Genomic DNA, 24,644 nt, shown 5'->3' on the forward strand with positions numbered 1-24,644 from the left:
AAAATGAACAATCCAGAGCCAAATAACGAATATTTCCTTTCCGAATGGATCGAAGGCAGGCTGACCGATGCCGAACTCCAGGCCAAAGTGCCGCTTTTGGAATACGAAGCCTATCTCAAACTGCGGCAATCGCTCGACGGGCTAGCCTTCCCGGAACCCGATATGGAGCAGCATTACCGCGCCATCAAACACAAAAAAGCAGAAAGCCTCGACCGTCAGCCGGCCAAAACATTCCGGTTGTTTCCGTGGTTTGCAGCGGCAGCGGCGGTATTGCTGTTGTTCGGGATGTACCAGTTTCTCGTTTTTTCCAATAGGGTTTCGACCGGGTTTGGGCAGAGGTCCGAAGTCGTCTTGGCCGATGGTTCAAAAGTCATCCTAAACAACAAATCCTCCGTTGCTTATCCCAACGGATTTGCCTTGCGCAGAAAGCTAGAACTCAGCGGGGAAGCCTTTTTTAAAGTCAGCAAAGGCAAGCGGTTTACCGTCGAGACGGCACAGGGCAGCGTTTCGGTTTTGGGTACGCAATTCAATGTTATCGCACAAAAGGACTATTTCGAAGTCAATTGCTACGAAGGAAAAGTTTCAGTCCATCATCAAAAACAACATCAGATTTTAACCCCAGGCCAGTCGGTACGTTTTTACGAAAACCAAACCGAGCAATGGCAGCAAGAAGCCGTTGGACCCGGATGGATCCGCGGCGAAAGCACGTTCAAGAATGCGCCGTTAGAATCGGTTTTGCGGCAATTGGAAAACCAATACCATCGCGAAGTCGATTATCCGGAATCGCTCAAGGGCGTGCGTTTTACGGGAAGTTTTACGCACTGCGACCTGCAAACGGCCTTGCGTTCGATTTGCATCCCGTTGCAAATGCAGTGTGATCAAACCCCGGACGGAAAAATCGTGTTTTCGGAATGAAGTGGTTCGCGTCCATTGGTTTGTTGTTGTTCTTCTGTGCGGCCCAGGCGCAGGAAAAGAAAATGGCTTTGCGACGCGAATCCGTAAAATTAGACCAATTACTGGCTCAAGTCGAGCGTACTTTCGAGGTTCAATATTCTTACCTCGACAGTATCGTGGCGGACGTTCGGGTAGAATTTCAGCCCCAAAATTACACGCTTTCCGAGATCAACTCGGCCATCGAAAACCAAACCGCGCTCAAGGTTGTCCAGATCGATGCGCGTTATTTCTCGATTTACCGAAACGAAACCATCAAGGCGGAAGAATTGCAGGAGATTTTGGTCGAAAGCCTGTTGTCGAAAGGGATTTCCAAGAAATCGGCCGTAGTTGTGCTGTCCCCGCAGAAAGTCGAGATACTGCCCGGAGTCACCGATGCCGATGTGCTGCTTTCGCTCCAGCAATTGCCGGGCGTCAAAAGTCCTAACGAAACGGCGACCGGATTGCATATCCGTGGCAACACCCCCGACCAAAACCTGATTTTGTGGGACGGCATCCGCATGTATCATCCGGGGCATTTGTTCGGGATGATTTCGGGTTTCAATCCCAATGTGCGACAGACCGTACGCTATTACAACAAGGCCACCGATGCGCGCTACGGCGAACGCGTTTCAGGTACCATCGATATCCGGACCCAAGACCAGATCGCCAAAGAAACGGTGGTCGATGCGGGGATTAATGGGCTCCACGCCGATGCCTGTGTACAATTGCCTTTGCTCAAGGATCGATTGGATGTGCAACTGTCGGGCAGGAAATCGTATACCGAATGGTGGCAGTCGCCCACTTTCGATGCCCTGGCCAAAAAGGTTTTCCAGCACACCGATTTTAACCGGTTTGAGGACGACAACCGGTTTGGGTACGAAGATTACAACGTCAAATTCAATTACCGCCCTTTTTCGGGAACCAAACTGGCCGCCAGTGGGATCATCATCGACAATGAGCTCGATTTCAAGATGGTTTCGGGTGTCCATGAAATCATGCAATGGCTCGATGTACGCAACCTCGGCTACAGCCTGGGATGGGAGCAACAATACGGCCCGCGTTTGCGGCATAGCGTTTTGTGGTACTATTCGGGTTACCGGTTCGATTACCAGAAACGGCGCAATTTCAGCAGCGATGACTATGAGGCGTTTGACAAGAAAAACCGCATCACCGATTCGGGTGTCACGGTTGATTTTGATTATGACTTTTCGCAGCGTTGGCATTGGAACCTGGGCTACCAGTTGTCAGGCAATGCGCTGTCGCATGATTTTACGGCAAAAAATGAAGGTTTCAGCATCAACCTCGACCAAAAGCAATTTTTTTTCCAGACGCATTCCGCCTATCTCCAAACCGAAGGTACGCTCGGGCTGTGGCAGTTTTTGGGCGGATTGCGTTGGAACCACTACCATAAAATCGATGCGAATGATTTGGAACCCAGGGTATTGGTCCAACGCAAATTCACCGAATCGCTTGTGTGGCAAAGCAGTTTCGAGCGCAAGAGTCAGGTGGTGAGCCAGGTGCGCGAGAATGTGTCCAACGATTTGAGTCTTGAGAATTATGTCTGGGTATTGGCCGACGGGGGACAATATCCGGTGCAACGCGCCAACCAATTCACGACCGGATTGATTTTCAAGCCGGGCCATTGGCTCATCGATGCCGATTGGTATTACAAAACCATCGATGGCATCACCTCGCAGACTTTCGGATTCATGCAACAATACGATGCGGTTCCCTTGCGCGGCGAAGGCTCGACCAAAGGATTTGATCTTTTGGTCCAAAAGAATGGGCCCAATTGGCGCGCTTGGTTGACGTACACTTACCAGGATTCGCGCAACCGATTCGAATCGGTCAATCGGGGGAAAAGTTTTGAGACGAGCACCAACATTACGCATGCGCTCGGCATTTCGGCATTCCGCAAATGGCAACGGTTTTCAGTCACGGCAGGCTGGTTTTGGCATTGCGGCAAACCGTTCAGCGCGCTCGATGTCGACGGACGCGTGATGGCTTACAATGCGTCGCGATTGCCCGTCTACCATCGACTGGATGTTTCGGCTTTGTATGTGTTCCGAAAAGCGAAATCGTGGCACGGAAAAATTGGTGCATCGGTGACCAATGTCTACAACCGCCGTTCGGTCATCAGCAAGGAATACGAACGCGAATACGCCAATATCAACGATTTCTTCGGGTTGCATTACAGCACCCAGGATTATTACGGCCTTGGCATCATGCCCAATATTTTTCTGCGGTTTACGATTATTTGAGGATGTGCTGGCTCAGGATGCGGTACACTTCGTTGATGTTGTCGCCACCTTTGCCGAATTGCTTCTTGATCGGTTCGGCCTCGTCCTTGATCCAGATTTTGAGCTCGGCGTCGAGGTCCAAAATCCCGGCGCTTTCCTTCGAAAACTTGATGACATTGGTGTACGGAATCGACAGGTAATCGACTTTGCTTCCGACGAGTTGCTTTTCAACGAGAATCAATCGTCTATTGGTAAAAATGAACATGTCCTTGACCATCTTGAAGGCTTTTTCGATGTGTTCGCCTTCGATGATGATCGGCTCAAATTCCTTTTTGACATTGTCGAGGTTGACTTCTGAAGCGTTGCCCAAAATGGCGTTGAATAATCCCATATTTATTTTTTTAGGTGAATGTAAAAAGTGGTGCCGATGCCTTGTTGCGATTCGAGCCGGATGTTTCCACCCAATTTTACTGTCAATTTCTGCACGGTCGACAGCCCGATCCCGGTGCCTTTCTGGTTGAAACGGTCGGTTTTTCCGAGCGTGGTAAAGATATCAAAAATCTTGTCGAAATGCGATTCGGGAATGCCCATGCCGTTGTCCTTGACCGAAATGATGTGTCCGGTTTCGGTGGTTTCAAAACCGATTTCGATAACGCCTTTGGGCTTGTCGTTGTATTTGATCGCATTGGCCAACAGGTTGTACAGGATTTGCCCGAAGGCCATTTTATTGCTCCTGAACTTCGCCTTTTCGTCGGGCAGCAGGAATTCGATGTCGTTCTTTGCGTTGAGCAATCCGATGATGTATTGGGTAAAATCGCGGAGTCTAATTTTCTCGCGTTCAGTTACATCGATTGTGTCGTACTTGTAATATTCCAGAATTCCGTCGACCAATATTTTGAGTTGCTCGGCCGATTCGCCAATGTAACCGATCATCTGTTGTCCGCCCGCATCGAGCCTGTCCGCGTATTCTTCCTGGCACATTTTCGACAACAGGATGATGTTGTTGAGCGGCGACTTGATGTCGTGCGACACCACACGCGAAAACTGTTCGAGGTCTTTGTAACGTTGCGCCAGCAGGTTGTGGCTTTCGGTGAGTTTGAAGTTATTCTTGCGCAGTTCAAGCAATTTCATCGTCTGGTTGGCCAGTTTTTCGAGCGATTTGATCTGGAATTCATCGAGTTTCCTGGCACGTTTGTCAATCACGCACAGCATGCCGAGCGGAAAACCCTCGGGATTCACCAGCGGAACGCCGGCATAAGCGCGGATGCCGTCATCGGTTGCGACATGCGGGTTGTCGAAAAAACGTTCGTCCTCGAGCGCATTCTCGACAATCATATTTTCGTTCGGGTTGTTGATGCCGTGTCCACAGAAAGACGTTTCGCGGTCGGATTCCTCGAGGTCGAGCCCGATCTTGGACTTGAACCATTGGCGGTTTTCATCGAGTAAAGTAATCACCGAAATCGGCGTATCGCAAATTTCAGAGGCGAGTCGCGTAATATCGTCGAAATCCTTTTCAGGATGGCTGTCGAGCACCTTGTAGGAAAGGAGCGCGTCAAGACGATCAGACTCATTTTGTGGTATTTGAGGCGTCAGCATGAGTATGAATTTTAATACAAAGTTAATAACGGATTTACGACCAAAAAACGATTTAAGATTTTTTTTAAGATTGTTAAATTGCTATCTTTATCCGATATAAGCCATTTTAAATTTATACGCCATGCTCACAAAAGTTTTCGGAAGCGCCGTCTTTGGCGTCGAAGCCACTACCATCACCATCGAAGTCAATATGGACAAAGGCATCGGGTACCATCTCGTAGGTTTACCCGACAGTGCCATCAAGGAAAGCAGTTACCGCATCGCGGCCGCCTTGAAGAACAACGGATTTGCCATGCCCGGCAAGAAAATCACGATCAATATGGCTCCGGCCGATTTGCGAAAGGAAGGTTCCGCCTACGATTTGACGTTGGCCATCGGCGTCCTCGTGGCTTCCAATCAGATCCAGACGGAAAAAGTTGAACAATTTATAATCATGGGCGAACTCTCGCTCGATGGCAGCCTGCAACCCATCAAAGGTGCCTTGCCCATTGCGATCAAAGCGCGGGAAGAAGGTTTCGTCGGGTTTTTCCTGCCGAAGCAAAATGCCGATGAGGCCGCCATTGTAGATGGACTCGAAGTGTATGGTGTCGAAAATCTACAGCAGGTCATCGATTTCTTCAACCAAACCGGTACGCTCGAAGCGACAAAAATTAACACACGCGAAGCATTTTACAAATCGTTTGAACTTCCCGAATTCGATTTTTCGGATGTCAAGGGCCAGCAAAGCATCAAGCGTTGCATGGAAATCGCGGCCGCGGGCGGGCACAACATCATCTTGATCGGGCCGCCGGGTTCGGGAAAGACGATGCTCGCCAAACGGTTGCCCGGCATTCTCCCGCCGATGACGTTGCGCGAAGCGCTCGAAACGACCAAAATCCATAGTGTCGCAGGCAAGTTAAAAGAAGCCGGGTTGATGAACCAGCGGCCGTTTCGCTCGCCGCATCATACGATTTCGAATGTGGCGCTTGTCGGTGGTGGCAGTTATCCGCAACCGGGTGAAATCTCGATGGCGCACAACGGCGTGCTGTTCCTCGACGAATTGCCCGAATTCAAGCGCGAAGTGTTGGAAGTCATGCGCCAGCCGCTCGAAGACCGCGAAGTGACGATTTCGCGTGCGCGTTTTACGATTACTTATCCTTCGTCGTTTATGCTCGTGGCCAGCATGAATCCGAGTCCGGGCGGTTATTTCAACGACCCCGAAGCGCCGGTTGTTTCTACGCCACAGGAAATGCAGCGGTACCGCAACAAGATTTCGGGTCCGTTGCTCGACCGCATCGACATCCACATCGAGGTGACACCCGTGCCTTTCGAGAAATTGTCCGACACGCAACAGGCCGAATCGAGTTCAGAGATCCGGTCACGCGTCACCAAAGCCCGGGAAATCCAGAGCGCGCGTTTTGCCGAAATGGAGACGGTCCATTACAACGCCCAGATGAATACGAAGCACATCCGCAACTTTTGCGCACTCGACGTGGCTTCGCTGCAATTGCTCAAAACGGCGATGCAGCGGCTCAATCTATCGGCGCGCGCCTACGACCGTATTTTGAAAGTGGCGCGAACGATTGCCGATTTGGAAGGTTCCGAAAACGTACAATCGGCGCATGTGGCCGAAGCGATCCAATACCGAAGTCTAGATCGGGAAGGCTGGCTGGGCTGATTACTCGATGCTGCGCATGAGCATTTTGCGTCCGCCCGCCGTGATTTCCTGTTGCCAAAGCTGTCGTGTTTGTTGGTCGATGTAGTATTGGCTTTTGGTGTTGCCGTCGCCGATTTCGTCGTAAACACTTACGATCCAAACTGCATGCCTACCTGATTTTTTCGAAAGGTATTCGCCTTTTTTGACCTCGGTGATAAAGGCTTTGTGTACCCCGGTTTGAGTGGGATTCATGTCATAAATGGCGATGGTTTGCTGATAGCCTTCGGTCAGTGGCAGCCAACGCAACAGGACAGGGTAGAGGTTGCTGTCGAAATAAGCCGATTGCGGCACATCTGAAATGGGCGTATTGACCTGTTTTACTTTGTCATTGTAAAATCCGGTGACCTGTTTGCCAAATTGCAACCGCATGTCGCGCTGGGCATTGTAAGAGGAATGAAAAATGGGTTTGAGTGTTTCGATTTCGGCCGCAGTGGAATCGATCCATGGGGAAGCGGCATTTTTGAGGTCGATTTGGGTCACTACCGTGAGTTGTTTTTTGTCCACAATGAGATCGGTACTGACTTTCCCGATTTCAAACAAGGTCGTGTCTTTTACGGCATACCAGGTCATTTGCTGCTTCTCGGGCTTGATCCACTTGGATTCGAAGGCTTTTTTTCCGGGTATAAGGGTTTGCCCATACAAGGTGCAACTCATGGTTGCAAACAAAAGGAGGATGGTTGTTTTCATAAGGATTGATGAGATGATTGTTGAGGATTAGTCCATTTTTGGGCATTTCGTTACATCATTTTCAGGCAGTTGTATTTTGGCAATCTTTGTTTGTAACAAAACACCTGGAGCGGGCTACTAATGCAATTGTAATTTACGTATTTTTGAAAAAAAAGTACACATGAAAATCATCATTTCGCCCGCCAAATCGCTCGATTACGAAACGCCGTTGCCTACCCAAAGGCATACCGCGGCCAAATTCCTCAAGGATTCGCGTGTGATCAACAAAGTCATCAAAAAGAAAAAGCCAAAGGAATTGTCTGAACTCATGGACATTTCCGATAACCTGGCGCAGTTGAATTGGCAACGCAACAAAGCCTGGAAAACGCCGTTTACACCCGAAAATGCACGCCCGGCGGTCTATGCTTTTGCAGGCGACGTCTACATCGGATTAGATGCCTACCAGTTGCCGGTGGAAAAATTGGACGATTTGCAGGACAGGCTCCGGATCCTGTCTGGCTTGTACGGGTTATTGAAACCACTCGATTTGATCCAGCCGTACCGGCTCGAAATGGGAACGCAATTGCCCGTAGGCGAAAGCAAAAATCTGTATGAATATTGGAAACCGAAACTCACGACGGCGCTCAACAAAGAACTCAAAAAGAATGAATTGTTCGTCAACCTGGCCAGCGACGAATACGCTTCGGCCGTAGATTTCAAAGCCTTGAAAGTTCCCGTGATCAAGGTTGATTTCAAGGACATGAAAGACGGCAAGCTCAAGATGATCAGCTTCTTTGCCAAGAAGGCGCGTGGCATGATGGTGCGTTACATTGTCGATACGAATGCGCAGACGCTCGAGGATTTGAAAGGGTTCGATTATGAAGGTTATCGTTTTGATGCGAACCTTTCCAAGGCAAACCACCTGGTGTTTACGCGATAAAAAGTTAAATATATTAGCCGTGTAGCCCAAATGGCTACATTTACAACCATTAAAAGTTAGAATTATGATGAAGAAAAGTCTGTTAGTCGCAGGAATGTTCTGTTCACTGAGCCTTTTTGCCCAGGATGAACTGATCAAAAAAGTAATCAACAATGCCTCGCTGACTACGAAGTTTGATTTTAAGGAAGTGATCGATCTCGAAAATACCTCGGTCAAGAACCAAGGTTCGGCGGGAACCTGCTGGAGTTATTCCGGAAATTCCTTCCTCGAATCGGAAATGATCCGCATGGGCAAGCAACCCGTCGATTTGGCCGAAATCTATACGGCGCGCAATGTGTATTTGTCCAAAGCGCGCAATTACATCCTGTTCAATGCCAACCTCGGGCTTGGCGATGGAGGCGAGACGCACGATGTGTTGAACATGCTGCGCAAATTTGGGGCGATGCCGCAACAGGCGTATACCTATGAAGACTACGGCAAAGGCGCGTTGAAATCGGCAGATTTTCAGGATCAATTCAAGGCGATTCTTGACGCGTACATCAAAAATGAAGACCCGAAAAAAGGCATTTCATGGGTCAAGGACATCAATAATTACATGGATGAGAAACTCGGGAAATTGCCGGCGACGTTCCAATACAATGGCAAACAATACACGCCACAGACTTTTGCCAAGGAAGTGGTGGGCATCAACCCCGATGATTACATCGAGTTCTCGTCTTACAAAGACAGCCCGTATTATGAAAAAATGGTGTTGCCGGTGCCGGACAACTGGAGCTATGACCAATTGTACAATGTACCGATGACCGAATTGACCGACATCATCGATCACGCATTGGCCAAAGGCTATACCGTGGCTTGGTCTTCGGATGTTTCCGAACCCTATTTCAGTTGGAAGAATGGCGTGGCGCACGTACCCGATGTCGATTTGACCAACATCACCGACGAACAAAGAAAAGCGATTTTCGTAGGCCCAATCCAGGAAAAACAAGTCACCGAGGATTTGCGTCTCGAAGGTTTGTACAGCCTCAGCACCACCGATGACCATGCGATGCAGATCGTCGGTCTGGCCAAGGACCAGAACGGCAAGGAATACTATAAAGTCAAAAATTCATGGGGAACGACCAACGATTACAAAGGATACCTGTATGTGACCAAGGCGTTTGTCCAACTCAAATCGACCGGAATCCTGCTCAACAAGGGCGGTGTTCCGAAAGCGACCAAAAACAGGTTGCACACTTAAAAAGAAAAGCCCCGTCATCGACGGGGCTTTTTTATAACTAATTCGAAGTTCTCAGTGTTCGTATTCTTCGTACAACCATTGCGTTTCAGCCGATAGCTTGCGTTGGTTTCTCGACAATTCGCGCATGGCTTCGACGCCGTTTCTTGCGCTTCGGTTGACTTTGCTCAGGCGAGAAGTAAATGCTTCGAGCTTTTTGGCGTCCTGGCTGTCGAGTTTGAGTTTGAGTTCGTTGGCGAATGCTACGAATTCAGGAACCACTTCGCTGTTCTCCTCGTAATCTGCACGCAGATCCTCGAATGTTTCCTCGATTTCCTTGCTCAAATCCTCGGAGTAATATTCCCTCTTGTGGCGGAATTCGCGAATGATTTTCTTGATGTCTTTACCGAATAATCCCATGATATAACAATCTTAGTTTGGTATAACTGTTTTGTATTCAATCAAATATAAAAATAATATTTGAAAGATTGGTTAGTTTTATTGTTTAATTTTTGCAAGCCCGAAATTAGGGCATTCGCATGGAATTTCAATGTTAAGTTTTGTGTCGGGAGCAAAATTTAATGTAGCGCCTCGTTCGGGTCGACCTTGTTTTTTCCTTTTTTAATCAGCAAAATAACTGGGATACAGCACAGAAACATCACCCCGAGGTACATGAAAATATCCATATAAGAAAGTACGGTCGCCTGCTTCATGAGTGAAAAATCGAGTACCTGGTGCGCTTTGCTGAGCGCTTCGTTCGCGCTGAAACCTTTCGACATAAATCCTTGTTGCAATTGGTGCACGCGATCCTGCACTTCCAGACGGTTCACGTCGAGGTGCGCATCGAGGTTCACGCGGTGTTCCTGTGAAAAACGCGTGATGAAGGTCGTAATGATCGCAATCCCGAACGAGCCGCCCAATTGGCGCATCATGCCCGTAAACGCTGCACCTTCGCCAATCTGTTTGCCTTTGAGCGTCGAAAGCGCCATCGTCGTGATCGGCACGAACAACAATCCGAGACCGATACCGCGCAGAATCAATGGCCAGAACAAATGTTCGACTCCCGTATCTGGCGTCATCGCGTTGTGCATCCAAAACGTAAAAAAGAAGAAAATCAAGAACCCGACGGCCACCATGTACACCTGAGGTACGCCTTTCTGGATCAGGTTTCCGATGATCGGCATCATGAACGCGGTCGTAATCGATCCCGGAATCAGCAGCATTCCCGCATCGGTCGCGGTCCAGCCCAAAATCTGCTGGGTATAAATCGGAATGACCAAAGTCGAACCGTACAATCCGAACCCAAGGATGAAACACATCAAGGTTCCCACGCGCAAATTCCCGTCTTTCAAAACCTTCAGGTTCACAATCGGATGGTCGTACATCATTTCGCGCCAGATGAACGCGAGCAATCCCAAAACGGTCACGACGCTTAAGATGACGATTGTTGAATCGTTGAACCAATCGTCCTGTTGGCCGTGTTCCAACACAAATTGCAGCGAACCGATGAACGAGGCGAGGAATACGATTCCCCACCAGTCGACTTGGTTGGCCTTGAGTTTTTCACCGTATTTCGGACTTTTGACAAACGTCAACGTCAAGAAAACCGCGATAATTCCCAATGGAATGTTGATGTAAAAAATATACGGCCATGAGAAATTATCGACGAGATAACCACCCAATGGCGGACCAAGCGTTGGCCCAACGATTACACCCATTCCGTAAATGGCCTGCGCCATCCCGCGTTTGGCGGCCGGATAACTTTCGGTGATGATCGTTTGTGCGGTCACGAGCAACGCGCCGCCACCCAATCCCTGGATGAAACGGAATACCACGAGTTCCCAAATATTTCCGGCGTTTCCACACAGGAACGATGCGACGGTAAACACCACAATCGACACCGCAAAATAATTGCGTCGGCCGAATTGTTGCGACAACCAACTCGTCATCGGAATCACGATCACGTTGGCGATTGCGTAAGCGGTAATGACCCAGGCCACATCGGTCAAGGTGGCGCCCAATGAACCGCGCATATCGGTCAGCGCGACGTTTACAATCGTCGTGTCGACAATCTCGAGCAGCGCACAAAGGACGGCCGTAATCGTAATGATCACGCGGCGAAAGCCATATTCCACCAAATCGTCTTGGCCTGCGGTTGCTGTTGCTGACATATTATTTTATTGAATTTTATTTATTAGGAGCTAATTCCCGCTTTCCGTTGCAATCTTTTTGCAGCCTTCGCTGCGCTACAGCCACAAAAAGGATTTCCACTTCAATCGGGGCTAGGCAGTCGTGATTACTTCAAATGCACGTCCACATCGACGTTCATTCCCGGACGCAGCAATTTGATTTTTTCCGCTTCGTTGCTTTGGTTCAAGCTGATTTTGACTGGCAAACGTTGAATCGTTTTCACAAAGTTTCCGGTCGCGTTATCGGGTGGGAGCAAAGAGAACCTCGCTCCGGTCGCCGGAGAAAACGACGTGATCGTTCCTTCGAAATCGGTGTCGGGATAAGCATCCACTTTGATTGTCGCTTTTTGCCCGATGACCATTTTGTTCAATTGCGTTTCCTTGAAATTGGCCACGACCCAAACCTCCTGGTTGTTGATGATGTAGAACAGCGATTGTCCCGGCTGTACCAATTGTCCCGGCTGCACCGCAATTTTAGAAACCTGCCCGTCCACCGAAGCGGTCACGACGGTATAATCCAAATTGAGTTGCGCCGCATCGAGTTTGGCCTTGGCACTTTTGATGTTGGCCGCCGCGACTTCCGTCTGCTTGTTCGTCACATTCGATTTGGCTTCGGTCACCGATCTTTGGTAAGCGCTCGCGCGTTCTTGTTGCTGCAAAATCTTGAGCTGGCTTTCGGCCTCGAGTTTGGCGGCTTCGGCCTGTTCGAATTGCTGTTTGGTGATCGAGTGGTTTTTGTACAAGTTGCTGTAACGTTCGAAGTCGTTTTTGGCACGGTTCAAACGGATTTTAGCCGTTTCGATGTTTCCGCCGGCCGACAATACATTGGCCTGCGATACCGAAACATTGGCCTGGGCGCTGCCCACATCGGCTTTCGACACTTCGAAGCTTCCTTCGGCTGCGGCGAGCGCGGCCTTGGCTTCCTCAACCTTGACGATGTAGTCGCGGCTGTCGATCGTAAACAAGGTGTCGCCTTTTTTGACGAAGTCGTTGTCCTTGACATAGACTTTGGTGATGTAACCCGTAACGCGTGGGATGATCGGGTTCATGTTTTTCTCGATCTGCGCGTCATCGGTTTCTTCGTGCGCGAGCGAGTGGACGTATTTGAAAATTCCGTAGGTGCCGCCCAGTAAAATGAGCGCTCCGAAAATGAACAGGAATTTCTTGTTGGTTTTTTTCTTGTCTTCCATGGTACTATTAGTTTTGAGTCAAATTGAAGGATTGGGTTAATTGGCCGGAGGCTTTCGAGCAATTCGTAGTATTTGAGTACGACGTTCGCCTTGGCATAAGCCTGATTGATTTTGGCACCGAGGTCTTCCACATCGGCTTCGAGCAAATCATTGGTGTCCGAAAGTCCGTTGTCGTATTTGTCCTTGACGATGCGGTAATTCTCATCGGCCTGCGTCACGGCTTCCGAATAGACCTGGTCTTGCTTGACCGAAAGGTCGTAGCCTTCACGTGCCTGGACGACCTGCGTCTTGATCGCGTCGGTCAACATCGCCTGTTGGGTTTCAATTTCCTTGGCTTTGCTCTTGGCGGCCTTGACTTCCTTGCCGTTCTTGAAAAGCGAACTGAGGTTATACGAAATGCCAACGCCTACGTTCATTGCGTTTTCCACACGAACTAGATTATCGACATCCATCGCGATGTAACCGCCGGTCAACGAAAGCGAAGGGAAATACGCCGCTTGGGCCACTTTGATGTTGGCGTCATTGGCTTTTTTGAGGTAATCGACCGCTACAAGGTCTTGGCGGTTTTGCAAGGCATCGGCTTCGGTCTTGAGGCCGAACCCAAAAATATTGGGCTCGATGTTGTCCTCGCGAACGACGATCAGTGTTTCTGGCGACAATTTCAACAACGTAACCAAATAGTAATTGATCAAACGGACGTTCTTTTCGGCATCGGCCAAAGACAGTCGGATTTTCGATTCCTGCAACTGCGCCTTGAGCAGATCGTTGCGCGCAATGAGCCCGTTTTTTTCCATTGCGGTAAAATCGGTCACGCGTTGCTGGCTGCTTTTGAGGCTTTCCTTGAACAGTTCGACCGATTTTTGCGCTTTGTACAAATCGGCGTAGTAGGTCACGACTTTCATCGCGGTTTCTTCTTTGGTGTGGTTGGCGTTGGCCGATTCGGCTTTGTACAAATTCTCCGAAGCCGCGATGCTGTTCTTTAGCTTGAAACCCGAAAACAATGGCATGCTCACATTGGCCTGGCCGATGGCGAGGTGTTTGGGCGAGGGACTGTTTTCTTCACTTTCCGAACCCGATGCGTTTTCGCTGTTGTTTTCCTTCGAACTTTTCAACGTTACATCGGCTTGGGTGAGCCAAAGGTATTGACCCGAAACCTTGAGGTCTGGGTATTGGTTCATTTTCATCGCCTGGCTCTCGAAATTTTTGGTTTCGACCTTGGTATTGGCCAGGTTGACTTCGTCACTTTTGGAAAGTGCCATACTGACGGCATCCTTGAGCGAAAGGTTGGTGGGTTGTTGTTGCGCCTGCGCGGAAATTCCGAAAACGGCAAATCCGATGAGCAGGAATTTATTGAATCTCATGGGTCAAAAGGGCTTTTATCGTTTGCTTAATGTGTGTAGTCAATTCGTTTTTGATGTAGCGGTCGAAATCGGCGTCGGTCTTGAGGTTGAAGACTTCTTCATAGAGCGGGCGGCCAATGTGGAATTGAAAATAGGTGCCGAAAATCGTGGCCGGGATCAGTTCGACATTGACATCTTTCCTGAACACGCCTTTTTCTTGTCCTTGCGCAATGATCAGTTTGAGCGATTCAAGATTGCGCTTCTTCACTTCGGTAAACGATTTGAGGTTGAGCGCGCGTTTCACGTTTGCCGATTCCGAATTCACGATTTGGTACAGGCACCGGTTTTTATTGACACGCGCCATGTACAGTTCGATAAGCTTGTCGACTTTTTCCATCGGTTCGGCTTCTTCCTTAAGGATGTTCTCGAGATGCATCCTTACATCGGTTGTGCGCGAATAAATCAAAGCCTCGAGCATTTTTTCCTTCGAACCGAAATAGTAAGAAACCATCGCAATGTTGATGCCCGCTTCCTTGGCGATGTTGCGGATCGACGTGCCGTCAAATCCTTTTTCGGCAAACAACCTTTCGGCTACCTGCAGGATTTGGATTTGTTTGTCATTTAATGCAGTCATGGCAATCGGTTTAAATTTCGGGTACAAAATTAAACGATTGTTTAAGTTAAACGTTTGTTTAATTTTGGTTTAACTTTTTTTTAACGGAAAACGTTTTCGGGAAAAGACCGCTGCGCTGATAGAGCCAAGAAGCAAGACCGCTGCGCTGCAAGAGATGAGAATTAGCCGTTGAGCCAGTTTTGGAGCATTTGCTTGCCGTGTGGCGTGAGCACGCTTTCGGGATGGAACTGTACGCCGCGGATGTCGAGGGTTTTGTGGCGCAGCGACATGATTTCGTGGTTCGGATCATAGGAAGTGACCTCGAGTACGTCGGGAAAATCCTGCGAATCGACAACCCACGAATGGTAACGGCCGACGAGGATTTTGCCTTCGATTCCACTGAATAAAACTTCATCCGTTACGGCCAAAGTCAGTTCGGTGGCGACACCGTGGAAAACTTTATCGAGGTTCGAAATGGTTCCGCCGAAGACTTCGGCAATGGCCTGTTGGCCGAGACAAACGCCTAAAATGCTCTTGGAATTGGCGTAGTCTTTTATAATGGCTTTGAGCAAACCGGCTTCATCGGGAATGCCGGGGCCGGGCGAAAGCAGGATTTTGTCAAACGGTTGAAGTTCGTCGAGGTCGAGTTCGTCGTTGCGGAACACCGTCACATCGGCATCCAAATCTTCGAGGTAATGAACGAGATTGTAAGTGAAACTGTCGTAATTGTCGATGACGGCTATTTTCGGGCGCACGGTTCGTATTCAAAAAAAGCCTGCCGTTTGGGGCAAGCTTGGTTACAGAGACAAAAATAAGAATTAATTAGTATCGGAGTTCGACCTTGACGTCAAATTCGTCATAAATCGTGCGGTCGCCCAGATCAGAGAAGAAACTGCCCGAGCCATATTGGATGCCATATTGGGTGCGGTCCACCGAGAATTCGGTACTGGCTTTTCCGCCCTTGAGCGCGAGGTCGAACTTGACGGGATTGGTTTTTCCTTTGATGGTCAAATCGGCCGTAATCGAATAGACGCCCGGTTTTTTCTCGCCGATGGTTTTGAAAACGAGCTTGGCGGTCTTGAATTCTGCCGTGTTGAAGAAATCGGCCGAATGCAAATGGCCCTCGAGTTTCTTTTTGCCGTCGCCGGTCTGGTCGGTGTTCGAAAGCGAGGTCATGTCGACGATAAACGAGCCGCCGGTCAGTTTCTTGCCCTTGAAAACCAGCATGCCTTCCTGGAAATTGACAATGCCCGAATGTTCGCCGGTCACTTTTTTCCCGGTCCAGGTGATGGTACTTCTTTTGGTGTCGATTTTTTCTGCCTGTGCCGATAAGGTAATGGAGGTGAGGAGCGCCAATAAAACGAATGTGATTTTTTTCATATTGCTGTACTTTTAATTAAACCTGGTGAGGATTTGTATGGATTCAATTCAAAGTTATTGGAAGCGATACCTTAAAGTTACGAAAAAACCGTTACCGTTTTGATTTTATGTGCGATAAATCCGATTTTAGGAAATAAAAAAAGTCCGGTGCAAGCACCGGACCCTAATTTTTCATAGCAATCTGTATCTTAGAATTGCAAGCTTACCGCTACTTCGAATTCGTCGTTGATGGCTTTGTCGCCCAAGTTGTCGAAGAAACTTCCTGAACCGTATTTGATGTCGTATTTGGTTCTGTTGATGTTGAATTTGGTTGAAGCCGTGTTGCCTTTAACCGCAATGTCAAATGTTACCGGATTGGTTTTTCCTTTGATGGTCAAATCGGCGGTTACCGTATACACGTTGTTTCCTTTGTCTTTGATGGTCTTGAAAACCAAAGTCGAGGTTGGGTATTTGTCAGCACCAAAGAAATCGTCGTTTTTCAAGTGTCCGTCCAATTTTTCTTTTCCTTCACCTGCTTTGAGGTCGGTGGTGTTGATCGAGTTCATATCGACAGTAAAAGTACCGCCTGACAATTTTTTTCCTTTGAATACAAGCGCCCCGTCTTTAAGGTTCACCGTACCGTTGTGTTGCCCGGTTACTTTTTTTCCGACCCATTCGATTTTGCTTTTGGTCACGTCGACTTTCTTGGTCTGTGCGGAAACGGCTGTTGAAGCGGCTACGAATAGAGCGATTGCAATTGTTTTAAGATTCTTCATTGTGTAAATTAATTTAGTTATTGATTATAAAAAGTTATGAGTTTCGGTATTTTTCGAGCAGGAAGTTGAGGTTTTCGAGTTCTTCCTCGCTCATGTTCGAGGCATACAGCGCTTCGTGTTCGTCGACTTTAGGGTCGAGATCGACAAGCAAATCGAGTCCTTTCTGCGTAATCTTGACTTCCATCTTGCGGCGGTTCTCCGGGCAAATCTCACGGGTCACCAAGCCCTTGAGCAACAATTTGTCGACGAGCCTTGTGGTGTTGGATGTCTTGGCGAGCATGCGTTCCTGGATCAGGTACATGTTGGCTGGGTTGCCCTTTTGGCCCCTCAAGATCCGCAGCACGTTGAATTGTTCGGCCGAAATGTCGAAAGGCTTGAGTACTTCGTTGAAACGCTCGGCCATCAGGTTTTGCGTATACATGATATTGAGCACCGTTTTCTTCGGCAGCGCAATCGGCGAATTCGATTTGATGATTTCTTCAATTGTCATATTTGTAATTGCAAAATTTGTAGGTACAAATGTAAAGCAAAAATCATATTTGTATATACAAATGTCTAGATAAAGTTTTGTTAAATTAATTTTGATAGGGGCGAAATGCTTAATTTTAGGCATCAAAAAAAATAGATGAAGAAGATAGTATTTGTTTTGACTTTGTGCGGATTGTTGGCTTGCAATAACAAGGAAACAGCCACAGATGTTGTTCCGGTTACGGCGGTTCCGGAAGTTGCCAAACCCACGCAGGTCTACACCAAAGAAGGCGTTAGGGTCAATTCGTATGACTTCAAGGCATTCGAGCCTTTTCTCCAAATGCAAAACGATACGACTTATGTAGTCAATTTCTGGGCGACCTGGTGCACACCTTGTGTCGAGGAACTGCCCAACTTTGAGAAAATCACTTCCGATTACAAAGACAAAAAAGTCAAGGTTATTCTCGTGAGCCTTGATTTCAAGAAGCAAGTCGAAAGCAACCTGCTGCCGTTCATCGAACGCAAAAAACTGCAGTCACAAGTCGTCCACCTGAGCGATCCCGATGCCAATGCGTGGATTTCTAAAGTCGATTCGGCCTGGTCGGGCGCGATTCCGGCGACAGTAATTTATAACAAGGACAAACGCAAATTCTACGAACAATCGTTTACCTTTGACCAACTCCAACAGGAAATCAAACTATTTAATAACCAACAATTACAACTATGAAAAACATCAAGATTTTGACCTTGGCCTTTGTCGTGGCGGTCGCCAGTGCGTTTACCGTAAAAACGGCCATAAATGGCTATAAAGTAGGGGACATCGCTACCGATTTCAGCCTCAAGAGCACCGACAACAAAATGGTATCGCTCAGGGATTACAAAGACGCCAAGGGGTTTATCGTTATTTTTACGTGCAACCACTGCCCGTATGCCAAGGCGTACGAAGACCGTATCATCGCCTTGGATAAAAAGTACAGCAAACTCGGTTATCCGGTCATTGCGATCAACCCGAACAATCCGGCCAAGCAACCCGAGGATGCCTTCGACCGTATGAAAACACGCGCCAAGGAAAAAGGATTTACGTTCCCGTATCTGTTCGACGAAGGCCAGCGCATCTATCCGCAGTACGGCGCGACCAAAACACCGCACGTGTACATTCTGCAGAAAACCGCTAAAGGCAACCAGGTGAAATACATCGGCGCGATCGATGACAACCACGAAGATGCCAAGGCCGTCAAGGAAAAATATGTGGAGAATGCCGTCAATGCCTTGCTCAGCAACAAAGAAATAGCCGTAAAAGAAACCAAAGCGATCGGCTGCTCTATTAAAGCTTAATTTATGAATTTGAACCAACAAGACTGGGTTTCGCAACTCGAAGCCGACCCGAATGCCATCATCCTTGACGTAAGGACCGAAGACGAATGGAACGACGGTTACATCCCGAATGCCATCAACATCGACATCTACAAAGGACAGGGATTTATTTATGAAGTCGACCAGCTCGACAAATCCAAAAATTATTATGTCTATTGCAAAGCCGGCGGCAGGAGCGAGCAGGCGTGCAACATCATGAACCAATTGGGTTTTGAAAACACCTATAATCTTTTGGGCGGCATGATGCAGTGGCGCGGCGCCGTGGAAACGCCCTAGCACAGCATCAGTTTAGAATAAAACCGCAACGTTTGTTGCGGTTTTTTTTATCTTCATGATTTCTTCATTTCGAATGACGTAAATTTGTGTAATCATTTAAAAACCAAGATTATGAAACGTTTGATATGTATGGCAGGGTTATTTGTGCTAGCCATGGGTTTTGCGCAAAACCGGCCAGTCGTGCCGCCGGCAGAAGTCAGTGCGGCTTTCGAAAAAGAATTTCCCAAAATGAAACCGGCCTGGTCGCAGGAATACGTGGGCGCCGACCGTTCCGAAGTCCGGTATGAAGCCCAATTTTCAAGCAACGATGTCAACAAAGTGGCCGCTTTTGACAAACTCGGTAACCTCAAGGCCGTTGAAACCGCAGTACAATTGGGCCAACTGCCGCCCAATGCATTCCATTACATCCGCAAAAAATTCTCGTTCGAAACCATCAAGGAAGCCTCAAAGGTAGTCGACAGCAACAAACAGACGACGTATGAAGTCGGGATGGAAACCAACGGCAAATTCTACGTGCTGGTATTCGACAAGGACGGTAATTTTTTACAGCAGACAGAAAAGGATTAAATTGCTAAATTGCAGCATCAATCTACCATTATGCTGCAAAACTTCTCATTCTTTCTCGGTCTCGTTTTTGCCATTGTGCTGCTGATCATGCTGGCCAACAAAATCAAGGTTGCCTATCCGGTGCTCTTGGTCATTGCGGGTCTTGCTATCGGCTTTATTCCGGGCGTTCCGCATTTGCACATCGCCCCCGAACTGATTTTTGTTATTTTCTTGCCGCCCTTGCTTTATGAAGCGGCCTGGTTGATCTCTTGGAAAGAATTGTGGCGCTGGCGGCGCATCATCGGCAGTTTTGCTTTCGTCGTGGTTTTCCTTACGGCGTTGTCTGTGGCGTTTGTGGCCAATTATTTCATCCCCGGATTTTCGTTGGCACTGGGCTTCTTGCTGGGTGGAATTGTTTCCCCGCCCGATGCCGTCAGTGCAGGTGCGATACTCAAGTTCGTCAAAGTGCCGCGCACGCTGACCTCGATCTTGGAAGGTGAAAGCCTGCTCAACGACGCATCTTCTTTGATCATTTTTCGGTTTGCGCTGATTGCCGTGGCGACCGGCCAATTCATCTGGCTCGATGCGACGCTCAATTTCGCCTGGATGATTGCTGGCGGTATCGGTATTGGCTTGCTCATCGGTTTGGTGTTCAAGAAATGCCACAAATACTTGCCCACCGATGCCAATATGGACATCGTATTGTCGATCATCGCGCCTTACTTTATGTACCTCGTTGCCGAGGAAGTCCACAGTTCCGGCGTGCTGTCGGTGGTTTGCGGTGGATTGTTTTTGTCGCATCACCGGCATTCTTTCCTGAGCAGTACTTCGCGCATCCGCGGATTCAACGTATGGGAAAGCCTCAGTTTTGTGCTGAACGGGTTGGTGTTTGTCTTGATCGGGTTGGCACTTCCTGAAATTGTCGATGGTTTGGGCGGCGTAGGCGTGTCCGAAGCCATCGGATACGGACTCCTGGTTACCGCCGTATTGATCGTGGGCCGGATCTTGGCGGCTTACGGCGCGGTGCTGGCCACCTACATCGCGCGGCATTTTATTACCGTAGCCGATGCTTCCCCCGGATACAAAGGGCCTTTGCTGTTGGGCTGGTCGGGTATGCGCGGAGTAGTGTCGTTGGCGGCGGCCTTATCGATTCCGGTCACTTTAGAAGATGGTTCTGCCTTTCCACAGCGAAACCTGATATTGTTCATCACCTTTGTGGTGATTTTTACAACCCTGATCGTGCAAGGACTCACGTTGCCTGTTTTGATCCGGAAATTGAACCTCAAACCGACAATAGAAAAAGTGCCCGAGGAAACACTGCATTCGGAGATCAATCTGCAACTGGCCGAAATCGGGCTCAAAAATTTGCGGGAAAAATACACCCAGGAACTCGAGCAATCCCCATTGTTGCGACAAATGGCCGACAAATGGGAAGCCGGAATCCATCTTGGTGAAGAAGGAAGGATGACCCCGGAAATCAAGGGCATCTATGTGCAAATCCTCGACGAACAAAGAAAATGGCTCATCGCCGAAAACAAGAGCCAGCAATTGCTCGATGAAGCCATCATCCGCAAACACCTGCACCGCATTGATATGGAGGAAGAACGGTTAAAGCTGTTGTAAAAAAATCCTTAAACCGATCAAGCGATTTACGGATTGCCAAAAAACGTCTAAAAAACCGAATCGGGATAAAAGCCAAATTCCTCGCGGTACAATTCGAAATCATCGACTTCTTCAATGGTATTTTGATATGGATTCCTGCCGGTTCTTCTATTTTTGCTTCGCTCTTGTTCGGCTGCTGTATTCGAACTAAAACACCACCTTGATGCAAACATTCGGTGTAAATCCGAGCGAATAAGTGTCTACGTTTTCAACCGTATTCAAAGAAGTGTTTACCCGATAGTAACGGTTAATGATATTCTTGCGATCGAGCAAATTCAATAAGGAGATACTGGCAAACAGGGAAGTACTTTTCTTGAAATGCCATTGATGTGACGCCGAGAAATTCAACTGGAAATAATCGTTGAGCCGTTCGGCGTTCGGAGCGGAAAAGGTTATGGACGAATTGGCCGGATTATCCGGGTCGGTCAAGAAACCGATGGATCGGGTATAAGGCCGTCCGCTGTGCCATTTCGCCCCCAAAGCAAACCGCAATTGCTTCCATTCGTAGATGCCTGCCCATGAAACATTATGGATGATGTTGGTATTGCTTGGAAACTTTGTAGGTTCTAAATCGTCGAAATGATACTTGTTTTCATTCCATGCATAGGAAATCCAGGTGTAAAATTGGGTAAAACTTTTTTGTAATAACAGTTCGCTTCCAGTTGCATCAGACCTTCCAATGGCTCTGACAAATTCATATTGATCCTGAAATCCTTGGCCCTGTGTAGTAATGCCTGAAATTTCCTTGTAAAAATTATCAATGGAAAATAGCCAACCATCGTACAGATAAGTAAATCCAAACGAAGCCTGTTTGCTTTTCTGCATCGGAATATCATTTCCATTGGCCAAAATCCAACGTCTTTTCTCGATTCCGAGAAAATCTTCCTGTAAATCGATAACCTGGGAAAGGGTTTGGCTTTTGAGTTCGGCCAAAAGATCAAACTTCCATCTTTGCGATAAAGCCTGATTGAATGCAATCCGGGGTTCAAGGCGAAACAAGTCGAATTTTTCGAAATAATTGCCGCGGACTCCGATTTGTAATTGCGTCTTTTCGTTAGCCGAATGGTAAAGCCCTTCCGCAATCAACGAATGCGAACGGGAAATTTCGGTACTTTCCCTAAAGAAAGGCGGATTATCGACTTCATCCGTATTCTTGATACTGGTTTCGTCAAATTGATAACCGATGCCAATCTCAAATCTTTGTTCGGGAATGAAAGTGTGTTTGATTTTAAGCCCTTTATTCGACACCCGGTTCTGCTGCTGTGCATTTTGGTCTCCCGATTGGTTTTCTGCTCCCAGTTTGTACCAGGAAAAATAACCCTGCACGTCCGATTCATTCTTGTCATTCCAATGGCTTTTCCAATTCAGGCTGGCGCCAAAATTTCGTTGCGAGGCATAGCTTTCTTTCAAGGAAATATCGGTGCGTTGCTCAAAATCGACCCTGTTCTCGATGCCGATTCCGTCGACAATCAATTCATGTCTGCCCAGTTTCTGGTGGTATTGCAAGGCAAAATCGTAAAAATAAAATTCCTTGGCCGATTCAATCCCTACGGTTTGGCCATCGCTCAAATCGGTGACGACATTGTTTTGGAACACACGGTCTTCATAAGCCTTGAATGTGGGCGTTTTGACAATATCCGTAAACGTACGGCGACCGGCAGCCTGTATCGTGGCGTTGTCCGAAAGTCGAACCTTCGAGAAGAAATTCGCGTTGATCATGTCCACGGCAATGGCATTGTAGCAACTGTCGATGATGCGTGTATGCGACGAAATATCGATGGTCGATGAAACGCTTTCGCCCAAGAAAGCCGAACTGCCGTTCTTCGAAATCTTGATGTGGGTGGCCAACATCGGGTTAAAGGCCGAAATCAAGCCAAAGAAATGGCCGGTCTGGAACATCCTGATGCCATTGTAAGTAAATAGGTTTTGGTCATGTGTGCCGCCGCGCACATTGATGTTGGAAATCGTTTCGTCTATGCTCGTTACGCCTGGCAATTGCTGCATGGTTTGCAATACATCGGGTTCGGTCAATCCTGGCAGGATACCAAATTTTGCAGGTTTCACGGCAATTACCCCGAAATCGTTTCGGGTAATGCCCGTTGCGAGATAGCGTTGCGTATTGATTTCGGGCAACTCCTCGACAATCACATCCATCAGGATTTTGGGACAGTCGGAGACATACAGTTGCGACGGACTGAGTTGTTTGGGCGCATAGCTGAGATGCCTGATGGAAATGGCGTTGGGCGTGAGTACGGGCAACTCGAAATAACCTTTGGCATCCGAGGCGATCGTGATGCCCAATGCAGGAATGGCTATGGCGGCATTTTCAATTGGCATTCCGCTTTTGCTGTCCATCAAATAACCGCACAAAGGTTTGTCCATCCGTTTGTCGTTGTAGACGGTGTAGTAATTTTGGGTCGCCATTTCGAAACGGAGCCGCGTGTTTTTTTCAAGATAGGCGATCTTGGCCTCAAGTGATAAAGCCGCATCTGGTGGAACAAGTCGGTAAACGACCAATTCTTCCTCAATATAGCTGAACTTGACCTGATGGGTTTCGGCTATGGCATTCAGGATGGACTTCAAAGGCAAAGTTTCCTGTGCGCGGCACAAGGTGGATGCCAACAACAATATGCAGAGATAGATGCGCACGTTATTTTTTCTGGGTTAAAACAACACTGCTGCCGTTTTTTGATACGTTGAGGTGGTAAGTGGCACCAATGATATTGAGCGCCGCTTCCAATTCGTTGCCAGGAACAGCACCCGAAAAGCGTTGTCCCGATTCCAATTCCGATTGGATCTCGACGTTGTAATGTCTTTCCAATTCCGCCAAGACACCCGAAAGGTTTTCATTGTCGAAAACCAGTTCGTTCTGCGTCCATTCGGGTTGTGTCGTTTTGATGGTTTTGATGCCACTGGTCTTGCCATAATCGATGGTGATTTTGCGGCCCGGCGTGAGAATAGATGTCCCCGCGTTTGATGTGACCTGAACTTTTCCTTCATAACAAACAATATCGAAACGTTTTCCGCGTGCCCGGACATTGAACTGCGTTCCCAAAACCGTTACACTTCCGAGCTTGGTGCTGACGGTAAATTTTTTGCCTTTGGCCACTTTGAAATAAGCCTCGCCCTCGAGTGTTATTTTGCGGTTGCTGTCCCAGTTCCAATGGCTGTAATCGGCCTCAGAACCAGAATTGAGCAACACCTCTGATTGATCGGGCAATGCAAAAGCCAATGTTTGTCCATTTTCAGTAATGTGTTGCGTGGGCAAGGTGAAATAATAGGCCAGACCCAAAAGCACTACAACCATCGCCGCAGCCGCAAACCAAGCTTTTCGATAGAGCGGAATTGTTTTGGCCGATTTTATTTTGGGCTGTGCCAACACGTGTTTCAAGATGCGCTGGTCGTCGGTTCGGGGCGATTGCAAACGGGCGAAGTTTTGCTTCATCCTGAGCAGCGTCGGGTATTCGGGGCTGTTTTCCAGTTGTTGCAATTCGTCGGGTGAAAGTTCCCCCGAGAGCCAACGTGCCAGTAAAGTATCGTCTTTTTGGTCCATGCCTTTGCTTT

The 24,644-nt window shown here is 48.1% G+C and carries 24 protein-coding genes; 10 read left to right on the forward strand and 14 right to left on the reverse strand.

The window, feature by feature from the left end; all coding sequences use genetic code 11:
• Positions 1-3 precede the first annotated feature (3 nt).
• Both QM717_RS14480 and QM717_RS14485 read left to right on the forward strand, forming a co-directional pair.
• On the forward strand, positions 4-915 hold the full coding sequence (locus tag QM717_RS14480; RefSeq protein ID WP_415038451.1) for a FecR family protein: 912 nt from the start codon (positions 4-6) through the stop codon (positions 913-915).
• Entirely contained in the window at positions 912-3,194 is a 2,283-nt protein-coding gene (locus tag QM717_RS14485; protein WP_415038453.1) for a TonB-dependent receptor plug domain-containing protein, read from the forward strand. Before QM717_RS14480 ends, QM717_RS14485 begins: the two co-directional genes overlap by 4 nt.
• Here the strand turns inward: QM717_RS14485 and QM717_RS14490 are convergent.
• Both QM717_RS14490 and QM717_RS14495 read right to left on the reverse strand, forming a co-directional pair.
• Positions 3,187-3,564, reverse strand: a complete 378-nt coding sequence (locus QM717_RS14490) for a PH domain-containing protein (protein ID WP_415038455.1) — start codon at positions 3,562-3,564, stop codon at positions 3,187-3,189. The genes QM717_RS14485 and QM717_RS14490 overlap by 8 nt on opposite strands.
• A 2-nt stretch (positions 3,565-3,566) precedes the next feature.
• Positions 3,567-4,769 (reverse strand): sensor histidine kinase, encoded by a 1,203-nt coding sequence (locus tag QM717_RS14495; RefSeq protein WP_415038457.1) that lies wholly within the window; start codon positions 4,767-4,769, stop codon positions 3,567-3,569.
• A gap of 121 nt (positions 4,770-4,890) precedes the next feature.
• Between QM717_RS14495 and QM717_RS14500 the strand changes: the two genes are divergently transcribed.
• Positions 4,891-6,426, forward strand: a complete 1,536-nt coding sequence (locus tag QM717_RS14500; protein ID WP_415038458.1) for a YifB family Mg chelatase-like AAA ATPase — start codon at positions 4,891-4,893, stop codon at positions 6,424-6,426.
• Here QM717_RS14500 and QM717_RS14505 read toward each other — a convergent pair whose 3' ends face one another.
• Complete coding sequence (locus QM717_RS14505; protein ID WP_415038460.1) at positions 6,427-7,152, reverse strand: hypothetical protein; 726 nt, start codon at positions 7,150-7,152, stop codon at positions 6,427-6,429.
• A gap of 160 nt (positions 7,153-7,312) precedes the next feature.
• On the opposite strand from QM717_RS14505, the gene yaaA reads away from it, so the two are divergent.
• Positions 7,313-8,071, forward strand: coding sequence for a peroxide stress protein YaaA (gene yaaA / locus QM717_RS14510; RefSeq protein ID WP_415038462.1), 759 nt, complete (start codon positions 7,313-7,315; stop codon positions 8,069-8,071).
• A gap of 64 nt (positions 8,072-8,135) precedes the next feature.
• Positions 8,136-9,311, forward strand: coding sequence for an aminopeptidase C (locus QM717_RS14515; RefSeq protein ID WP_415038464.1), 1,176 nt, complete (start codon positions 8,136-8,138; stop codon positions 9,309-9,311).
• A 51-nt stretch (positions 9,312-9,362) separates the two neighbouring features.
• Here the strand turns inward: QM717_RS14515 and QM717_RS14520 are convergent, their stop codons facing one another.
• The 9 genes from QM717_RS14520 to QM717_RS14560 all read right to left on the reverse strand — a co-directional run bounded on the left by QM717_RS14520 (position 9,363) and on the right by QM717_RS14560 (position 17,244).
• Positions 9,363-9,707 (reverse strand): hypothetical protein, encoded by a 345-nt coding sequence (locus tag QM717_RS14520; protein ID WP_415038466.1) that lies wholly within the window; start codon positions 9,705-9,707, stop codon positions 9,363-9,365.
• A gap of 158 nt (positions 9,708-9,865) precedes the next feature.
• Positions 9,866-11,458 (reverse strand): DHA2 family efflux MFS transporter permease subunit, encoded by a 1,593-nt coding sequence (locus QM717_RS14525; RefSeq protein WP_415038468.1) that lies wholly within the window; start codon positions 11,456-11,458, stop codon positions 9,866-9,868.
• A 125-nt stretch (positions 11,459-11,583) separates the two neighbouring features.
• Positions 11,584-12,633, reverse strand: coding sequence for an HlyD family secretion protein (locus QM717_RS14530; RefSeq protein WP_415040139.1), 1,050 nt, complete (start codon positions 12,631-12,633; stop codon positions 11,584-11,586).
• Positions 12,522-14,027, reverse strand: coding sequence for a TolC family protein (locus QM717_RS14535; protein ID WP_415038470.1), 1,506 nt, complete (start codon positions 14,025-14,027; stop codon positions 12,522-12,524). Before QM717_RS14535 ends, QM717_RS14530 begins: the two co-directional genes overlap by 112 nt.
• A complete protein-coding gene (locus QM717_RS14540) occupies positions 14,014-14,640 on the reverse strand; it encodes a TetR/AcrR family transcriptional regulator (protein ID WP_415038472.1) in 627 nt (208 codons plus the stop codon). The genes QM717_RS14535 and QM717_RS14540 overlap by 14 nt, the downstream gene beginning before the upstream one ends.
• Positions 14,641-14,801: 161 nt before the next feature.
• A complete protein-coding gene (locus QM717_RS14545; RefSeq protein ID WP_415038474.1) occupies positions 14,802-15,374 on the reverse strand; it encodes an anthranilate synthase component II in 573 nt (190 codons plus the stop codon).
• Positions 15,375-15,441: 67 nt separating this feature from the next.
• Positions 15,442-15,999, reverse strand: a complete 558-nt coding sequence (locus tag QM717_RS14550; protein ID WP_415038476.1) for a YceI family protein — start codon at positions 15,997-15,999, stop codon at positions 15,442-15,444.
• 188 nt (positions 16,000-16,187) lie between these two features.
• Entirely contained in the window at positions 16,188-16,754 is a 567-nt protein-coding gene (locus QM717_RS14555; RefSeq protein WP_415038478.1) for a YceI family protein, read from the reverse strand.
• A gap of 34 nt (positions 16,755-16,788) precedes the next feature.
• Entirely contained in the window at positions 16,789-17,244 is a 456-nt protein-coding gene (locus QM717_RS14560) for a MarR family winged helix-turn-helix transcriptional regulator (protein WP_415038479.1), read from the reverse strand.
• A gap of 135 nt (positions 17,245-17,379) precedes the next feature.
• On the opposite strand from QM717_RS14560, the gene QM717_RS14565 reads away from it, so the two are divergent.
• From QM717_RS14565 to QM717_RS14585, 5 genes are all read left to right on the forward strand, one after another.
• Positions 17,380-17,949, forward strand: a complete 570-nt coding sequence (locus QM717_RS14565; protein WP_415038481.1) for a TlpA family protein disulfide reductase — start codon at positions 17,380-17,382, stop codon at positions 17,947-17,949.
• Positions 17,946-18,557 carry a thioredoxin family protein gene (locus QM717_RS14570; RefSeq protein WP_415038483.1) on the forward strand — a complete coding sequence of 204 codons (612 nt, stop codon included), beginning with the start codon at positions 17,946-17,948 and terminating at the stop codon, positions 18,555-18,557. Before QM717_RS14565 ends, QM717_RS14570 begins: the two co-directional genes overlap by 4 nt.
• 3 nt (positions 18,558-18,560) lie before the next feature.
• On the forward strand, positions 18,561-18,872 hold the full coding sequence (locus QM717_RS14575; RefSeq protein ID WP_415038485.1) for a rhodanese-like domain-containing protein: 312 nt from the start codon (positions 18,561-18,563) through the stop codon (positions 18,870-18,872).
• Between the two features lie 111 nt (positions 18,873-18,983).
• Positions 18,984-19,439 (forward strand): PepSY-like domain-containing protein, encoded by a 456-nt coding sequence (locus tag QM717_RS14580; RefSeq protein ID WP_415038487.1) that lies wholly within the window; start codon positions 18,984-18,986, stop codon positions 19,437-19,439.
• Between the two features lie 30 nt (positions 19,440-19,469).
• On the forward strand, positions 19,470-21,041 hold the full coding sequence (locus QM717_RS14585; RefSeq protein WP_415038488.1) for a Na+/H+ antiporter: 1,572 nt from the start codon (positions 19,470-19,472) through the stop codon (positions 21,039-21,041).
• A gap of 186 nt (positions 21,042-21,227) precedes the next feature.
• Here QM717_RS14585 and QM717_RS14590 read toward each other — a convergent pair whose 3' ends face one another.
• Positions 21,228-23,663 carry a TonB-dependent receptor plug domain-containing protein gene (locus tag QM717_RS14590; RefSeq protein ID WP_415038490.1) on the reverse strand — a complete coding sequence of 812 codons (2,436 nt, stop codon included), beginning with the start codon at positions 23,661-23,663 and terminating at the stop codon, positions 21,228-21,230.
• Between the two features lie 67 nt (positions 23,664-23,730).
• Positions 23,731-24,633 (reverse strand): FecR family protein, encoded by a 903-nt coding sequence (locus tag QM717_RS14595; RefSeq protein ID WP_415038491.1) that lies wholly within the window; start codon positions 24,631-24,633, stop codon positions 23,731-23,733.
• Positions 24,634-24,644: the final 11 nt, after the last annotated feature.

Origin of the sequence: Flavobacterium sp., from assembly GCF_047602195.1 — a bacterium.
Taxonomy (GTDB): Bacteria; Bacteroidota; Bacteroidia; order Flavobacteriales; family Flavobacteriaceae; genus Flavobacterium.

Excerpts from the sequence above, each read along its gene's own strand:
- QM717_RS14480 (WP_415038451.1), top strand. The coding sequence starts at position 4 with ATGAACAATCCAGAGCCAAATAACGAATATTTCCTTTCCGAATGGATC.
- QM717_RS14485 (WP_415038453.1), top strand. The coding sequence starts at position 912 with ATGAAGTGGTTCGCGTCCATTGGTTTGTTGTTGTTCTTCTGTGCGGCC.
- QM717_RS14490 (WP_415038455.1), bottom strand. The coding sequence starts at position 3,564 with ATGGGATTATTCAACGCCATTTTGGGCAACGCTTCAGAAGTCAACCTC.
- QM717_RS14495 (WP_415038457.1), bottom strand. The coding sequence starts at position 4,769 with ATGCTGACGCCTCAAATACCACAAAATGAGTCTGATCGTCTTGACGCG.
- QM717_RS14500 (WP_415038458.1), top strand. The coding sequence starts at position 4,891 with ATGCTCACAAAAGTTTTCGGAAGCGCCGTCTTTGGCGTCGAAGCCACT.
- QM717_RS14505 (WP_415038460.1), bottom strand. The coding sequence starts at position 7,152 with ATGAAAACAACCATCCTCCTTTTGTTTGCAACCATGAGTTGCACCTTG.
- yaaA (WP_415038462.1), top strand. The coding sequence starts at position 7,313 with ATGAAAATCATCATTTCGCCCGCCAAATCGCTCGATTACGAAACGCCG.
- QM717_RS14515 (WP_415038464.1), top strand. The coding sequence starts at position 8,136 with ATGATGAAGAAAAGTCTGTTAGTCGCAGGAATGTTCTGTTCACTGAGC.
- QM717_RS14520 (WP_415038466.1), bottom strand. The coding sequence starts at position 9,707 with ATGGGATTATTCGGTAAAGACATCAAGAAAATCATTCGCGAATTCCGC.
- QM717_RS14525 (WP_415038468.1), bottom strand. The coding sequence starts at position 11,458 with ATGTCAGCAACAGCAACCGCAGGCCAAGACGATTTGGTGGAATATGGC.
- QM717_RS14535 (WP_415038470.1), bottom strand. The coding sequence starts at position 14,027 with ATGAGATTCAATAAATTCCTGCTCATCGGATTTGCCGTTTTCGGAATT.
- QM717_RS14540 (WP_415038472.1), bottom strand. The coding sequence starts at position 14,640 with ATGACTGCATTAAATGACAAACAAATCCAAATCCTGCAGGTAGCCGAA.
- QM717_RS14550 (WP_415038476.1), bottom strand. The coding sequence starts at position 15,999 with ATGAAAAAAATCACATTCGTTTTATTGGCGCTCCTCACCTCCATTACC.
- QM717_RS14555 (WP_415038478.1), bottom strand. The coding sequence starts at position 16,754 with ATGAAGAATCTTAAAACAATTGCAATCGCTCTATTCGTAGCCGCTTCA.
- QM717_RS14560 (WP_415038479.1), bottom strand. The coding sequence starts at position 17,244 with ATGACAATTGAAGAAATCATCAAATCGAATTCGCCGATTGCGCTGCCG.
- QM717_RS14565 (WP_415038481.1), top strand. The coding sequence starts at position 17,380 with ATGAAGAAGATAGTATTTGTTTTGACTTTGTGCGGATTGTTGGCTTGC.
- QM717_RS14570 (WP_415038483.1), top strand. The coding sequence starts at position 17,946 with ATGAAAAACATCAAGATTTTGACCTTGGCCTTTGTCGTGGCGGTCGCC.
- QM717_RS14575 (WP_415038485.1), top strand. The coding sequence starts at position 18,561 with ATGAATTTGAACCAACAAGACTGGGTTTCGCAACTCGAAGCCGACCCG.
- QM717_RS14580 (WP_415038487.1), top strand. The coding sequence starts at position 18,984 with ATGAAACGTTTGATATGTATGGCAGGGTTATTTGTGCTAGCCATGGGT.
- QM717_RS14585 (WP_415038488.1), top strand. The coding sequence starts at position 19,470 with ATGCTGCAAAACTTCTCATTCTTTCTCGGTCTCGTTTTTGCCATTGTG.
- QM717_RS14595 (WP_415038491.1), bottom strand. The coding sequence starts at position 24,633 with ATGGACCAAAAAGACGATACTTTACTGGCACGTTGGCTCTCGGGGGAA.